The organism is Pseudomonas sp. LBUM1656, from assembly GCF_059716065.1.
On sequence record NZ_CP166800.1, the window covers coordinates 3,252,914 to 3,266,565 of the forward strand.

General features: G+C 60.1%; 13 protein-coding genes. 11 read left to right on the top strand and 2 right to left on the bottom strand.

What is annotated here, in order from left to right; all coding sequences use genetic code 11:
- Positions 1-57: 57 nt before the first annotated feature.
- Positions 58-618 carry a GNAT family N-acetyltransferase gene (locus ACA072_RS14765; RefSeq protein ID WP_497618505.1) on the top strand — a complete coding sequence of 187 codons (561 nt, stop codon included), beginning with the start codon at positions 58-60 and terminating at the stop codon, positions 616-618.
- Here ACA072_RS14765 and ACA072_RS14770 read toward each other — a convergent pair.
- Positions 569-1,534, bottom strand: a complete 966-nt coding sequence (locus ACA072_RS14770; protein ID WP_497618506.1) for a LysR family transcriptional regulator — start codon at positions 1,532-1,534, stop codon at positions 569-571. The two genes, ACA072_RS14765 and ACA072_RS14770, sit on opposite strands and share 50 nt — an antisense overlap.
- A 307-nt stretch (positions 1,535-1,841) precedes the next feature.
- Between ACA072_RS14770 and argH the strand changes: the two genes are divergently transcribed.
- The 9 genes from argH to ACA072_RS14815 all read left to right on the top strand — a co-directional run bounded on the left by argH (position 1,842) and on the right by ACA072_RS14815 (position 11,425).
- Complete coding sequence (gene argH / locus ACA072_RS14775) at positions 1,842-3,269, top strand: argininosuccinate lyase (protein WP_497618508.1); 1,428 nt, start codon at positions 1,842-1,844, stop codon at positions 3,267-3,269.
- 150 nt (positions 3,270-3,419) lie between these two features.
- On the top strand, positions 3,420-4,298 hold the full coding sequence (locus ACA072_RS14780; RefSeq protein WP_497618510.1) for an amino acid ABC transporter permease: 879 nt from the start codon (positions 3,420-3,422) through the stop codon (positions 4,296-4,298).
- 10 nt (positions 4,299-4,308) lie between these two features.
- On the top strand, positions 4,309-5,073 hold the full coding sequence (locus tag ACA072_RS14785) for an amino acid ABC transporter ATP-binding protein (protein ID WP_438659849.1): 765 nt from the start codon (positions 4,309-4,311) through the stop codon (positions 5,071-5,073).
- A gap of 39 nt (positions 5,074-5,112) precedes the next feature.
- The gene (locus tag ACA072_RS14790) at positions 5,113-5,937 is read left to right on the top strand and encodes an ABC transporter substrate-binding protein (protein ID WP_497618513.1); all 825 of its coding nucleotides are present in this window, start codon (positions 5,113-5,115) and stop codon (positions 5,935-5,937) included.
- Positions 5,938-6,125: 188 nt separating this feature from the next.
- Positions 6,126-6,974: a polysaccharide deacetylase family protein gene (locus ACA072_RS14795; RefSeq protein WP_497618515.1), complete on the top strand. Its 849-nt coding sequence runs from the start codon at positions 6,126-6,128 to the stop codon at positions 6,972-6,974.
- Positions 6,967-7,854: a polysaccharide deacetylase family protein gene (locus ACA072_RS14800; RefSeq protein WP_497618517.1), complete on the top strand. Its 888-nt coding sequence runs from the start codon at positions 6,967-6,969 to the stop codon at positions 7,852-7,854. The genes ACA072_RS14795 and ACA072_RS14800 overlap by 8 nt, the downstream gene beginning before the upstream one ends.
- Positions 7,851-9,200, top strand: coding sequence for an MmgE/PrpD family protein (locus ACA072_RS14805; RefSeq protein WP_497618519.1), 1,350 nt, complete (start codon positions 7,851-7,853; stop codon positions 9,198-9,200). The genes ACA072_RS14800 and ACA072_RS14805 overlap by 4 nt, the downstream gene beginning before the upstream one ends.
- Positions 9,201-9,378: 178 nt before the next feature.
- A complete protein-coding gene (locus tag ACA072_RS14810) occupies positions 9,379-10,557 on the top strand; it encodes an MFS transporter (RefSeq protein WP_497618521.1) in 1,179 nt (392 codons plus the stop codon).
- Positions 10,558-10,717: 160 nt separating this feature from the next.
- Positions 10,718-11,425: an HPP family protein gene (locus tag ACA072_RS14815; protein WP_497618523.1), complete on the top strand. Its 708-nt coding sequence runs from the start codon at positions 10,718-10,720 to the stop codon at positions 11,423-11,425.
- A 213-nt stretch (positions 11,426-11,638) separates the two neighbouring features.
- Here the strand turns inward: ACA072_RS14815 and ACA072_RS14820 are convergent, their stop codons facing one another.
- Positions 11,639-12,001 (bottom strand): DUF6124 family protein, encoded by a 363-nt coding sequence (locus ACA072_RS14820; protein ID WP_497618525.1) that lies wholly within the window; start codon positions 11,999-12,001, stop codon positions 11,639-11,641.
- A 541-nt stretch (positions 12,002-12,542) separates the two neighbouring features.
- Between ACA072_RS14820 and ACA072_RS14825 the strand changes: the two genes are divergently transcribed.
- Entirely contained in the window at positions 12,543-13,649 is a 1,107-nt protein-coding gene (locus ACA072_RS14825; RefSeq protein WP_497618527.1) for an enoyl-CoA hydratase/isomerase family protein, read from the top strand.
- Positions 13,650-13,652: the final 3 nt, after the last annotated feature.

A 13,652-nucleotide genomic window follows, 5' to 3' on the forward strand; every position in this document is an offset into this window, starting at 1 on the left:
ACGACTTCGTCGCCGAACGCAGCCTCGCGGTGCTCGGCAGCTGCTACAGTGCCGCGCATGAATTTTATTGTCCGCCGTGCCCACTTTGACGACGCCACCGCCCTCCCCGCCATCGAGCGTTCGGCGGCGGAACTGTTTCGTCGTGATCCTTCACTGGCCTGGCTCGCCGATGCTCCGGTGCCTGATGCCCAACACCATCAACAGGCAATCGAGCAGGAAGATGTTTGGGTAGCGCAATCAGCCGATGGCGCACTTATGGGGTTTGTCTGTGCGGCCCAGGTCGGCAACGAACTGCATATCCAGGAACTGTCCGTCAGCCAACTCTTTCAGGGCCACGGCGTGGGGCGAAAGTTGCTGTTAGCGACCATTGAATGTGCCCGGGATCGAGAACTCCACGGTCTGACCCTGACCACGTTTCGCGATGTGCCTTGGAATGAGCTGTTTTATCAACGCATGGGCTTTGAAACATTGAGGCCCGCACAACTGAGCCCTCGTTTAACAGCGGTATTGAACAACGAACTGGCTCACGGTTTACCCGGCGAACGCCGTTGTGCAATGCGTCTAAACCTTAGAGCGGCGCCTTCAGCTCCACACCCAACGCCCGCGCAAACGCCTTGACCAGCGGACTGCGCACGGTGTTGTGCCGCAGGATCAGATTGAACGGCGTGACGATGCTGATCAGGTCCGGGCGCACGGCGCGGAATTGCCCCTGAGCCACCATCGATGCGGCGTAATGCTGCGGCAGAAAACCCAGGAAGCGCCCGGTCTTGATCAACAACGCCACCGCTTCCACTTGGGTTGCCGACGCGGAAAAACTGTCGTAGTGGGCAAAATTCAGCTTGTCGCGATGAATCGCGTAACGGTGGTTGATGAACTCGTAATCCTTGAGCACATGGCTGCCGACTTCGGCGTCCGGCACCGAGAACAGGGGATGGCCGACCGCGCAGTAAACCTCCGAGCGTTCTTCATAGAGCGCGTAATAATCAAACTCTTCGCGCTTCTGATAAACCGGGACGATGCCCGCCACTAACCGCCCCTCGACCACGCCTCTTTCCACTTCATCCAGTTGCGACGCCTGAAGTTGAAACCTTACTTTAGGCGACTCTTCATTGATTCTTCTAAGCGCGGCAACTAACGGTGAATGAGCGTCGGAGATTGTATTGTCAATAACGCCCACTCCCAGATCGCCGACAAGTTCATTCTGCGCTGAACTAAGCCGATCACGAAAGTTATCGACCGAGGCAAACAAATCGATGGACGCCTGATACACCAGGCTGCCTTCTTCGGTCAGGTGAAAGCCTTCCCGACCTCGGGTGCACAGGCGCATGCCGATGCGGATTTCAAGGTCAGAGATCTGTTTGCTGATGGCCGCCAGCCCCACATTCAGCTCGTTCTGGGCAGCACTGAAGCCCCCGGCCTCGACCACGGCCTTGAACACTTTGAGCAGTTTGAAATCCAGGCCGCTGAGGGTCAGCGGCGCGCGATGCGACGTTTTCAGCGGCGGGTTTCCGGAATTGGAAAGTGGGGTTTCCATAATGCTTATTTACCTCTGGCGCCCTATTCAACACTCTGTGTCCAACAACAAAAACAGTGCTGGTAAATAATAATGACCACAGAAAACCAGGCTTGGCAACCGTTAATAATCCCCGTACTTCAGTGCCAACTCACTGATTTCGAACTATTAAAAGCTGACACTTCGATCAGCGCTCGCCACTTCGTAACTGCCCCTATTGAAAACTGCTTTGGCCTGACCACGCCCGGTTGATTTTTTAACGATCCCAGCAACGGTTCCAGGCCCGGCACACCGATTTCAATTCGCTTTACCGACGAGGAAAACAACAATGTCTCAAACCACCGACCGTCTCTGGGGTGCGCGCTTCAAAAGCGGCCCATCCGAAGCCCTGGCGGCATTGTCCCGTTGCCCCGAGCGCTACTTTCGCCTCACCCCGTACGACCTCGCCGGTTCCAAGGCGCATGCCCGTGAACTGCAACGCGCCGGGCTGTTGAGCGAGCAAGAAACCCAGACCATGCTCGACGCCCTGCAACGCATCGGTGATGACTTCCGCGCCGGCAGCATCGCGCCGACCCTGGACGACGAAGACGTCCACACCTTCATCGAACGCCTGCTGACCGAACGCCTCGGCGCCCTCGGCGGCAAGTTGCGCGCCGGTCGCTCCCGTAATGACCAGACCGCCAACGACCTGCGTCTGTTCCTGCGGGATCACGTGCGCACCCTGGCCGTCGAAGTGCTGGCCTTGCAGCAAGCGCTGGTGGATCAGGCCGAGCAACACATCGAGAGCATCTGCCCGGGCTTCACCCACCTGCAACAGGCCCAGCCCATCGTATTCGCCCACCACTTGCTGGCTCACGCGCAATCGATGCTGCGTGACGTGCAACGCCTGGTGGACTGGGACAATCGCACGTCGCTGTCACCTCTAGGCGCTGCGGCCATGGCCGGTTCCGCCATCGCACGCTTGCCACAGCAGTCGGCCAAGGAAATGGGCTACAGCGGTGTCTGCGAAAATTCTATCGATGCCGTGGCCAGCCGCGACCACGTCGCCGAGTTCCTGTTTATCGCCAGCATGCTCGGGATCAACATTTCCCGTCTCGCCGAAGAGTTCTGCCTGTGGTCGTCGCGGCAATTTCGCTGGGTCGCCCTGGACGATGCCTACGCCACCGGCAGCTCGATCATGCCGCAGAAAAAGAACCCGGACATTGCCGAACTGGCCCGGGGCAAGGCTGGCCGCTTGATCGGCAACCTCACCGGCTTGTTGTCGACGTTGAAATCCCTGCCGCTGTCGTACAACCGCGACTTGAGCGAAGACAAGAACGGCGTGCTCGACAGCATCGACACCTTGCTCCTGGTGCTGCCGGCCATGGCCGGGATGGTCGCGACCATGAAGGTCAACGTTGAAGAACTGCGTCGTCAGGCGCCACTGGGTTTCACCCTGGCCACCGAAGTCGCCGACTGGCTGGCGGTGCGTGGCGTGCCGTTCAAGGAAGCGCATGAAATTACCGGTGCGCTGGTCCAGGCCTGCGAGAAACACGACATTGAATTGTGGGAAGCGTCCCCGGCGTTGCTGGCCGAGATCGATCCGCGCCTCAAACCGGAAGTGCGCGACAGCCTGACCCTCGAAGCTGCCATCGCCGCCCGTAGTGGCTGGGGCGGCACCGCGCCACAACAGGTGCGCGAGCAGATCGGCCGCTTGAAAACCGCCCTCGCCGCCCAGCAGCAATGGACCGAGAACTATCAAGGTTTCCGTCTCTAACGGCCGCCACGCATAACCCTGTGGGAGCTAGCCTGCTAGCGATTTGGCTCTGTCTGACAACCATTCGCTGATTGACGCACCGCAATCGCTAGCAGGCTAGCTCCCACAAGGATCTGTGTTGGATTTGAAAGAACAGTTCGGAGAAACAACATGAGCCAGACTCAGGCAGAACGACTCCAGTCGGAGCGAAAACTGGCGGAAAACCAGTTCGATATCACCCAGTACCACCATGTGCCGCGGCGCTACTACGGGCGGATTTTCTTCGCCACCGTGATCGTCATTGCGATTCTCGGGCTGGTACGGGCCTTTGCTGAAGGCAAGATCGAGTGGTCGTACATCGGCCAGTTCCTCACCTCGCAAGCGATCATGTGGGGCTTGCTCAACACCATCGTCATGGCGGTGCTGGCGATGGCCCTGGGCATCGTGTTCGGGGTGATCACGGCGATCATGCGCATGTCGGCCAACCCGATCCTGCGCTACGTGGCGGTGACCTACACTTGGCTGTTTCGCGGTACGCCGCTGATCCTGCAACTGCTGTTGTGGTTCAACCTGGCGCTGATCTTCCCCACCATCGGCATCCCCGGTGTGTTCGAAATCGACACCGTGAGCCTGATGACGCCGTTCGTGGCCGCCCTGCTCGGCTTGAGCATCAACCAGGGCGCCTACACCGCCGAAGTGGTGCGCGCCGGCCTGTTGTCGGTGGACACCGGCCAGTACGAAGCGGCCAAGTCGATCGGCATGCCGCGCCTGCAAGCACTGCGCCGGATCATCCTGCCGCAGGCCATGCGGGTGATCATTCCGCCAGTGGGCAACGAGTTCATCGGCATGGTGAAGATGACCTCGCTGGCGAGCGTCATCCAGTACTCAGAGCTGCTCTACAACGCCCAGAACATCTACTACGCCAACGCCCGGGTGATGGAGCTGCTCATCGTCGCGGGGATCTGGTACCTGGCGACGGTCACCGTGCTGTCCTTCGGTCAAAGCCGTCTGGAGCGTCGTTTCGCTCGCGGCGCCGGCAAGCGTTCTTGAGGAGTCGAACATGAGAAACATCGTCAAGGCGGTGAGCCTTAACAAGTATTACGACCAGTTCCACGCCCTCAAGGACGTCAATATCGAAGTCGAGCAAGGCGAAGTGCTGTGCATCATCGGCCCGTCCGGCTCCGGCAAAAGTACCTTGCTGCGGTGCGTCAACCAGCTGGAAAAGATCGACAAGGGCGGCCTCTGGGTCGACGGTGAACTGGTGGGCTACCGGGTCGTCGGCAACAAACTGCACGAACTCAACGAGTCGCAGATCGCCCGTCAACGCCTGTCCACCGGCATGGTGTTCCAGCGCTTCAACCTGTTCCCGCACATGACCGTGCTGCAAAACATCACCGAAGGGCCGTGCCAGGTGCTCAAGCGTTCGCCCAAAGAAGCGCACGAAGAAGCCCTGGAACTGCTCGCCCGTGTCGGCCTGGCCGACAAGCGCGACAGCTACCCGATCGAACTTTCGGGTGGCCAGCAACAACGCGTCGCCATTGCCCGAGCCCTGGCCATGCGCCCCAAGCTGATGCTGTTCGATGAACCCACTTCGGCACTCGACCCGGAACTGGTCGGTGAGGTGCTGTCGGTGATGCGCGACCTCGCGCAAACCGGCATGACCATGATCGTCGTCACCCATGAACTGGGCTTCGCCCGTGAGGTTTCCAACCGCATGGTGTTCATGGACGGCGGGCAGATCGTGGAGGCTGGAAGCCCCGAAGAAATACTAATAAGTCCGCAAAACCCGCGCACCCAAAGCTTCATTTCTGCCGTTCGAACCTAGGTGCCGTTTGGCGCTCACAACACTCATAAGAGAACGACCATGAAGAACATCGTTATCCCAGCAGTACTCGCCGGCCTGATGGCTTCCAGCGTCTCCTTCGCCGCCGAATTGCCGGCCAGCATCAAAGAGAAAGGCGAGGTCGTGGTAGCGATCATGCCGAACTACCCGCCGATGGATTTCAAGGACCCGGCCACCAACACCCTCACCGGCCTCGACGTTGACCTGGGCAACGCCCTGGCCGAACGTCTGGGCGTGAAGATCAAATGGCAGGAAACCGGCTTCGAGCAAATGATCAACGCGCTGACCACCGACCGTGTGGACATGGTGATGTCAGGCATGACCGACACTGCCGAGCGCCAGGCCAGCGTGACTTTCGTCGACTACTTCACCAGCGGCCCGCAGTTCTACACCTTGCAGAAGAACAAGGATTTCAACGAGATCACCGACCTGTGTGGCAAGAAAGTCGGCACCAGCCGCCGTACCACCTTCCCGGCGGAAATCGCTGAATACAGCAAGGCCCACTGCGAAGCCGCCGGCAAACCGGCCATCGTGGTCGTCGGCACCGAAGGCTCGGCTGACGCCCGCGCGCAACTGCGTCAGAGCCGTATCGACGCGGCGATGCAGGGCAGCGAGACCTTGTCGTACCTGAAGACTCAGGAAAAAGACATGTACAAGACCGTGGGCCTGCCGATTTCCGTGCAGTTCACCGGGCTGGGCGTGAGCAAGAAAAAGCCTGAGCTGAGTGAAGCGCTGAAAGTCGCGTTGCAGAGCATGGTGGATGACGGCACTTACCAGACCATCCTGAAAAAATGGGATCTGGAACTGGGTGCCATCAAAACCGTGACCATCAACGCCGGGAAGTAACACGATTCGTAGCAGCTGCCGAGCCTGCGAGGCTGCGTTCGAGGACGAAGTCCTCGCAAATCCTGCGTTCACGGTGTGTCAGGCACACCCGGGCGCCTGATTTTACGACTGCTTCGCAGCCGAACGCAGCCTCGCAGGCTCGACAGCTGCTACGGGTGTTTCAACTATAAATTCCGGAGCGCCACACGATGTCCTCCTCACCACACCCCACCTGGCCCGACCCGCACAAAGCCTGCCTCGCCCTGGCCTTCGACCTTGATGGCCCGACCGGCGATGCGATGCTCAACGGCTCGATCTGGCGCAAGCCCGAGTACTTCGGTTTCGGCGGTTACGGTCCTTACCGGGCCTTGCCGCGAATCCTCGATCTGCTCGACGATTACCGGATCCCGACGACGTTTTTCGTCCCGGCCTGGGTCGTGGAAAACTGGCCGAAACAATGCCAGGCGATTGTCGAGCGCGGGCATGAAGTGGCGTACCACGGCTACAAACACGAATCCTTTTACGCCCTGACGCTGGAGCAGCAAAAGGACGTCATGAAGAAATCCCGCGAGGTGTTCTGGAACCACCTGAACATCCGCGCCGAAGGTTTCCGCACGCCGTCCGGCGACTGGCGGGCCGAGACCCCGGCCATGCTGGTGGAAGCCGGCGTGACCTACTCCAGCAGCATGCGCGGCGATGACCGCCCGTACCTGGTGAAAGTACCAGGCCACGAAACGCCACTGGTGGAAATCCCCGGTCGCTGGGAAATGGACGACTACGCCTCCCTCGCCTACACCCGCGCGCCAGACTTCCCTTCCGGGCTGGACCGCACCGCCAGCTACGAACTGACCCTCGACAACTGGTGCCGCGAGTACGACGGCGCCATGAACGAAGGCCTGTGCCTGACCACCCTGTTCCACCCCAAGATCACCGGCAAACCGGGGCGCATCCTGCTGTTGGAAAAGCTCTTCGAACACATGCGTCAGCGTGACGACGTGTGGTTTGCCACCTGCCGCGATGTCGCCCAGTGGTGGCTCAAGGAGCATCACCATGGCTGATTCCACTGTCTGGCCCAAAGGCTACCGCTGCGCCGTGGTCCTGACCGTCGATTACAACGACGTCCACGGCATCCTGACCCAAGCGCCGGAAGTCGCCGGGCGCGACAAGACGTTATCGGTCTGGCGTTACGGCACCCAACGCGGCGTCGACCGATTGCTCGATTTGTTCGCCGAGCTCGGCGTAAAAAGCAGCTGGTGCATCCCCGGCATCGTCGCTGAGGAAAACCCGCAGCACATTAGGGCGATCCTTTCCGGTGGGCACGAAATCGCCTGCGCCGGCTATCGACATCAGAACTACGACTTGCTCGATCTCGCAGAACAAAACGCCGAGATCGCCAAAGGATGCGATGCACTGAGAGCATTGACTGGCCAGCGGCCGACCGGGTTTCGCATTCCGGCCGGCAACGGCGCGCCGGGCTTCATCGAGGCATTGAGGGACCAAGGCATTCGCTGGTCGTCGTCATGGCGCGGTGATGATTTGCCATTCGCTCACCCCACAGCACCCGAAGTCATCGAGTTGCCGCTGCACTACGAACTGGAAGACGAACCCTACTTCGCCTTCAACCTCAGCCCGGCGGTGCCACCGGCGCAATCGCGAATCGCCTCTTACAGCCACACACTGGGCAACCTGCAAATGGACTTTGCCGGCTTTCACCGCTTTGGCCTGTGCTACGTGCTGCGCCTGCACCCGGAAATCATCGCCACGCCGGGGCGGATTGGCGTGTTGCGCGAATTGCTTCAGGGCATCCAGCAACACGACGACGTGTGGATCGCCACGGCCGGAGAAGTCTCGCAATGGTGGGCAGATTCGGCCGTACTCGTGACCGAGGATCACCCGGCATCGGTGTATGAGCGCCATTATCGGGATTACCTCGTATGACTGAACGCATGCAGCGGCTGGCGCAGTTTTGCGTCGACACCCGTTTTGAAGACTTGCCACCGGCCTTGGTGGCGCAAGCCAAACGGCACATCCTCGACACCTTCGGCGCGACCCTGGCCGGGGCTGACAGTGAAGTGGCGAAACAGGCACGTCAGGTATTCGCAGGTGAAACCGGCGACACTTTGGTCTGGGGCACCGACTTGCGCGTCGGTGCTGCTCAGGCGGCGATCCTCAACGGCATCGCCGCCCATGCCCTGGAACTGGACGACACCGGTGGCTGCGATCACTCCGGCGCGGTGGTGCTGCCGGCGGTTATGGCCGCCGTTTCGATGCAGACGGAACCGGTCAACGGTCGCGAGTTGATGACCGCCGTGGTGATTGGCTACGAAGTCAGCCGTCGCGTGCTTGAAGCCTGCGGCGGTTACTCGGCGCACAACGGCGCTGGCTGGCATTCGACCGCGACTTGCGGGGTGTTCGGTGCCGCAGCGGCGAGCGCACGGATTCTCGGCCTGGACACCGCGCAAACCGTGTCGGCACTGGGCATCGCTGGAAGTTACAGCGGCGGTTTGTGGGCGTTCATCCACGACGGCTCGCAAAGTAAAAAGCTGCACAGCGGTCGAGCGGCGGAAGGTGGATTGCTGGCGGCGCGGTTTGCTCAGCAAGGCATCAGCGGGCCAAAGCAGTTGTTTGAGGATGTCTGGGGTGGTTTTCTCAGAACCCTGGCCGGCGTGGCTTCAGACCCGAGCGCGCTCGATGCGGATCTGGGCGTCGTGTGGAAACTCGCCCGTTGCTCGATCAAGCCGTACGCCGCGTGCCGGGGTACGCATTCAGCGATTGATGCGTTCGGGTTGTTGCTGGATCAACTGCAGGTCGACACCGATCACATTGAAGACATCGAGGTTTCGTTGTGCGGGTTTCTTCAGGACATGTGCGGTGGCCGGGATGTCAGCACACTGGCAGCGGCGCAAATGAGTTTGCCGTATGCCCTCGCCGCCCGGCTGGTGCATGGCCATTGCCGGCTGGAGGCTTATGACGAAGCACAACGGGGCGATCCACGGATTGCTCACTGGATGTCGCGCATTCGCCTTGAAGTGGACCCGCAACTGTCAGAGGATGGCGAGCCCGTGGTCAGCGTGCGGACCGTGGACGGCCGGCAGGCGAGTCTATGTGTTGACCCGCCACTGGGTGCGCCGGGCAATCCATTGAGTGATGAGGCGCTGGAGGAGAAGTTTTTCAGTCTGGCGACGCGGGTGATGCCGCGGGAGCGGGCTGGGGAACTGCTCAGGCAGTTGTGGCGGCTGGAAGCGCTGGAATCAGTTGGGTCTCTGGATCGGTGGCTGACTTGAATGTTGAGGTGCCTGATGCGGCCTCTTCGCGAGCAAGCCCGCTCCCACATTGGATCTCCAGTGAACACACAATGGTGATCACCACAGATCACCTGTGGGAGCGGGCTTGCTCGCGAATGGCCGCGCCTCGGTATCACGTCGAACACCATGAAATCTAAATAAGGACATTTGCCCCACCGTGGCCACTTACTCGCTCGTAATCCGCCGGTTGATGATCGTTTCGCTGACCATCGTCGTCAGCCGCGCCATCACCAGCCCGCTGCTCACGCTGTTCCTGAGCAACAAACTGGGCCTCAACCAACAGGACGTCGGCTTGCTGCTGGGCATCGCGGTGTTTATCGCCACCCTGCTCGCGCTCTACGGCGGTTACATCATCGACCGCCTCGAGAAGCGTCGGCTGCTGATCCTCGCCATGCTCTCCAGCGCCATCGGCTTCGTGCTGCTGACCTTCGCCGAAAACCTCTACCTGACCACCGCCACCCTGGTGATCACCGAAACCGCCTCGGCGCTGTTCCTGATCGGCTCGAAGGCGATCCTCAGCGAAAACCTGCCCATGGGCCAGCGCGCCAAGGCCTTTTCGCTGCGCTACACACTGACCAACATCGGCTACGCCACCGGCCCGATGCTCGGCGTGGTGATTGCCGGCGTGTACCCGATTGCACCGTTCCTGATTGCCGGCGGCATCGCCTTCTTCAGTATTTTCCTGATGATCGGGATCCCCAGGGATTCGGCCCCGACGCCCGCAATCGGCCAGCCCCAGAGTTTTCTCAAGACGCTGATCACCCTGAAGAATGACCGCACCCTGATCATGTTCACTTGCGGTTGCCTGCTCAGCACCGTGGTCCACGGCCGTTTCACCCTGTACCTGTCGCAATACCTGTTGGTGACTCACGACTCCAAACGGGCGCTGGAAACCATGGCCGCCCTGCTCGCCTGCAACGCCATCAGCGTGATCCTGCTGCAATACCAGATCGGCCGTTTCCTCAAGCGCGAACAATTGCGTTACTGGATCGCCGGCGGCACCACCCTGTTTATCGTCGGACTGATCGGCTTCAGTCTGGCCGACAGCCTGGTGAGCTGGTGCGTGGCGATGTTCATCTTCACCCTCGGCGAAATGATCATTTACCCTGCCGAATTCCTGTTCGTCGACACCCTGGCCCCGGAAGAACTGCGCGGCAGTTACTACGGCGCGCAGAACCTCGCGGCCCTCGGCGGTGCGCTGAGCCCGGTGATTTGCGGCTTCCTGCTGATGCACACGCCGGCGCCGACGATGTTTTACGCATTGAGCGCGTTGACGGCCATGGGCGGCTTCCTGTGTTTCATGAGTGGCCGCCGAGTCGCCTTACAGCAAAAATAATGCACTCAAACTGCATTAATATGAATTTGTCAGCATCAGCAATGAACGGCACACTGTGTCCCGTTCCTCCCCCAATAGTTGGAACTCTTTCAAGGGCTTTCTGGGTTTCCCAGCTAAGCCTTTTTTTTGCATAGCTTTTTGCCAACGGATCGTTTGCCTCATGCTCGCTCGCTGGTTACCTGTCGCCATCAACACCCGTCCTTCCGAATGGAGCCGCGCCGCCATCGGCATGTCCCTGGGCACGATGTTCAGCGTCTGGCTGTGCGCCCAAGTGTTCGGCATGGAAGTGGCCCAGCATTTGATCGGGCCGTTGGGCGCATCTGCCGTGTTGCTGTTTGCGGTCTCTTCCGGCGCCCTCGCCCAGCCGTGGTCGATTCTGGGCGGATACTTGAGTGCAGGCGTCGTTTCGCTGCTGGTCGCTCACGTACTCGGACGAACCCTCGGCAGCGCATGCCTGGCGGCTGGCATGGCGTTGATCCTGATGTGCTGGCTGCGTTGCCTGCACCCACCGGCCGGTGCCCTGGCGCTGCTATTGGTATTGGCAGACCCGGCGACCATCGCGCTGGACTGGAAAGCCCTCGCCCCAGTGATGCTCGGCGCATCGACCATGCTGCTCAGCGCCCTGGCCTATAACAACCTGACGCGCATCCGCTACCCCAAACGCGCCGCCGAACCGGTGGCCGTGGTGCCGGCCGATCATCCGCCGATCGACAGCCAGGCCATTACCGCGCAGGACTTGAAACTGGCGTTGGAGGAGATGGAAGCGTTCTTCGATGTCACGCCGGAAGACCTAGAGCAACTGATTCATATCAGTGAGTTGCACGCTAAACGTCGCAGCATTGGTGAAGTGTTGTCGCGCCGCACATAACATCACTGAACTCTGTACTTCCAAGCGCTGAAAAACCTGTGGCGAGGAGATTTATCCCCGTTGGGCCGCGAAGCGACCCCAAATCCATTCACCGCAGTTTTGGCAGTTAAACCGTGTGAACAAGGATTTACGACGGCTGCGCAGCGGAACGGGGCGATGCGGCGTTCCGACAAGCCCCCTCACCACAGGGAAGAGCTGTCTACGGGATCTCCTTTAGCCCTGCGGGCCGACGTTATCCAGCATCCGGTTCGCGGTGATCTCCGCCATCATGATGCTGTTCGAAATACCCAAAAGCGCGTAACGCGACTCACCCTCCAGATGATCGACCAACTGATGCACCATCACATCGACTGAAGCCAACGTCTCGACCAGATACACCGCCAGGGTTTCAGTCGTGGCCGCTGGGTCCACGGAAAACAAGGTGCTGCGTGTTCGCGGGGTGGCTTTGATATCGGCATTCGACGGGAAGTGGAAGTCGAGGGCTCGCTCGGCGGCGTCGTTTAGTTTTTTGGAATCGGTGGATTCGTAGGGGGAAACGTCGTCCGTTTCGGGTGGATTAGGTGTTGGTTTGAACATTGGTGAAACTCCTCTCATCGTATATAGGAGCCTTCACCCTTTCGCTACCAAACGAATGGGTGGCGGCCATGCACAGGTTGGTAGACCGGGATGTGAGGAGACCGGCGCGCCCGAAGACGCCCTGTGCATAACCACCATAAAACCGAGACGAAAAACGCCCCAAATGGTGATGCTTAGCACCTCACATGAAACCCGGGGCTACCAAACCCCATCGCTGTTTTTCAGCGACGGGGAAACGATAAAACACAGGCCCAAGGCGCACAAGCCGGCGGATTCTGGCGCAGTCGTAGGCAACGACGCAAGGATGTGTAGCCTGAGAGAGTGTCTGGAGATGTCCATTAAACATCGCCGTTTAATTCTCGCCCGGCTGAGGTTGCAGGGTTGCCCTCCAACATGGAATCTCCCACATAGAGAGCCATGCAAATATGCAGGAAGTACCTGCACATATCCCGGTTGTACATCACAAATTTGCACTGGTACGATCCTGCATCGCTCGCGCGCGAGCTTCTCTATAAAGAACAATAAAAGCAGGGAGTTAGTGATGACTGCTCAGGTTTCATCGAAGGGGACTTCGTCCATGGATGCCACGCAAAACGAAGTGCTGGCCGAGGTTCGCAACCACATCGGTCACCTGACCCTCAATCGCCCCGCCGGCCTCAATGCCATTACTCTCGACATGGTCCGCCTCCTTCAGCGCCAGCTCGACGTCTGGGCACAGGATCCGCAGGTTCACGCCGTGGTCTTGCGCGGTGCCGGTGAGAAAGCGTTCTGTGCTGGCGGCGATATCCGTTCGCTGTATGACAGCTTCAAAAGCGGCGACACGCTGCATGAAGATTTCTTCGTCGAGGAATACGCCCTCGACCTCGCCATTCACCACTACCGCAAACCGGTGCTGGCCTTGATGGACGGCTATGTCCTGGGCGGCGGCATGGGCCTGGTGCAAGGCGCTGACTTGCGGGTGGTCACCGAAAAAAGCCGCCTGGCGATGCCGGAAGTGGCCATCGGTTATTTTCCGGACGTCGGCGGCAGTCACTTTCTGCCACGGGTCCCCGGTGAACTGGGGATTTATCTGGGCGTCAGCGGCGTGCAGATCCGTGCGGCCGATGCGCTTTATTGCGGTCTGGCCGACTGGTACCTGGAAAGCGACAAGCTGGGGACCCTCGACGAACAACTCGATCAGCTCGAATGGCGGGACACGCCGCTCAAGGACCTTCAGAGCCTGCTGGCGAAATTTGCGGTGCAACAACTCCCCGACGCGCCTTTGAAAGCGCTGCGCCCGGCCATCGATCACTTCTTCGCCCTGCCCGATGTGCCGAGTATTGTTGAGCAACTGCGTGAAGTAACGGTCGCCGACAGCCATGAATGGGCGACGGCCACCGCTGATCTGCTGGAGAGCCGTTCACCACTGGCGATGGGCGTGACCCTGGAAATGCTGCGCCGTGGTCGGCACTTGAGTCTGGAAGACTGCTTCGCCCTTGAGCTGCACCTGGACCGTCAGTGGTTCGAGCGCGGCGACCTGATCGAAGGCGTGCGCGCCTTGCTGATTGATAAAGACAAGAAGCCGCGCTGGAACCCGCCGACCTTGCAGGCGCTGGACGCCGAGCACGTCGCGAGTTTCTTCAACGGTTTTGACCAGAGCGGGAGTTGAGCC

Coding starts and splice junctions, on each gene's coding strand:
- ACA072_RS14765 (WP_497618505.1), top strand. CDS start 58: ATGAATTTTATTGTCCGCCGTGCCCACTTTGACGACGCCACCGCCCTC.
- ACA072_RS14770 (WP_497618506.1), bottom strand. CDS start 1,534: ATGGAAACCCCACTTTCCAATTCCGGAAACCCGCCGCTGAAAACGTCG.
- argH (WP_497618508.1), top strand. CDS start 1,842: ATGTCTCAAACCACCGACCGTCTCTGGGGTGCGCGCTTCAAAAGCGGC.
- ACA072_RS14780 (WP_497618510.1), top strand. CDS start 3,420: ATGAGCCAGACTCAGGCAGAACGACTCCAGTCGGAGCGAAAACTGGCG.
- ACA072_RS14785 (WP_438659849.1), top strand. CDS start 4,309: ATGAGAAACATCGTCAAGGCGGTGAGCCTTAACAAGTATTACGACCAG.
- ACA072_RS14790 (WP_497618513.1), top strand. CDS start 5,113: ATGAAGAACATCGTTATCCCAGCAGTACTCGCCGGCCTGATGGCTTCC.
- ACA072_RS14795 (WP_497618515.1), top strand. CDS start 6,126: ATGTCCTCCTCACCACACCCCACCTGGCCCGACCCGCACAAAGCCTGC.
- ACA072_RS14800 (WP_497618517.1), top strand. CDS start 6,967: ATGGCTGATTCCACTGTCTGGCCCAAAGGCTACCGCTGCGCCGTGGTC.
- ACA072_RS14805 (WP_497618519.1), top strand. CDS start 7,851: ATGACTGAACGCATGCAGCGGCTGGCGCAGTTTTGCGTCGACACCCGT.
- ACA072_RS14815 (WP_497618523.1), top strand. CDS start 10,718: ATGCTCGCTCGCTGGTTACCTGTCGCCATCAACACCCGTCCTTCCGAA.
- ACA072_RS14820 (WP_497618525.1), bottom strand. CDS start 12,001: ATGTTCAAACCAACACCTAATCCACCCGAAACGGACGACGTTTCCCCC.
- ACA072_RS14825 (WP_497618527.1), top strand. CDS start 12,543: ATGACTGCTCAGGTTTCATCGAAGGGGACTTCGTCCATGGATGCCACG.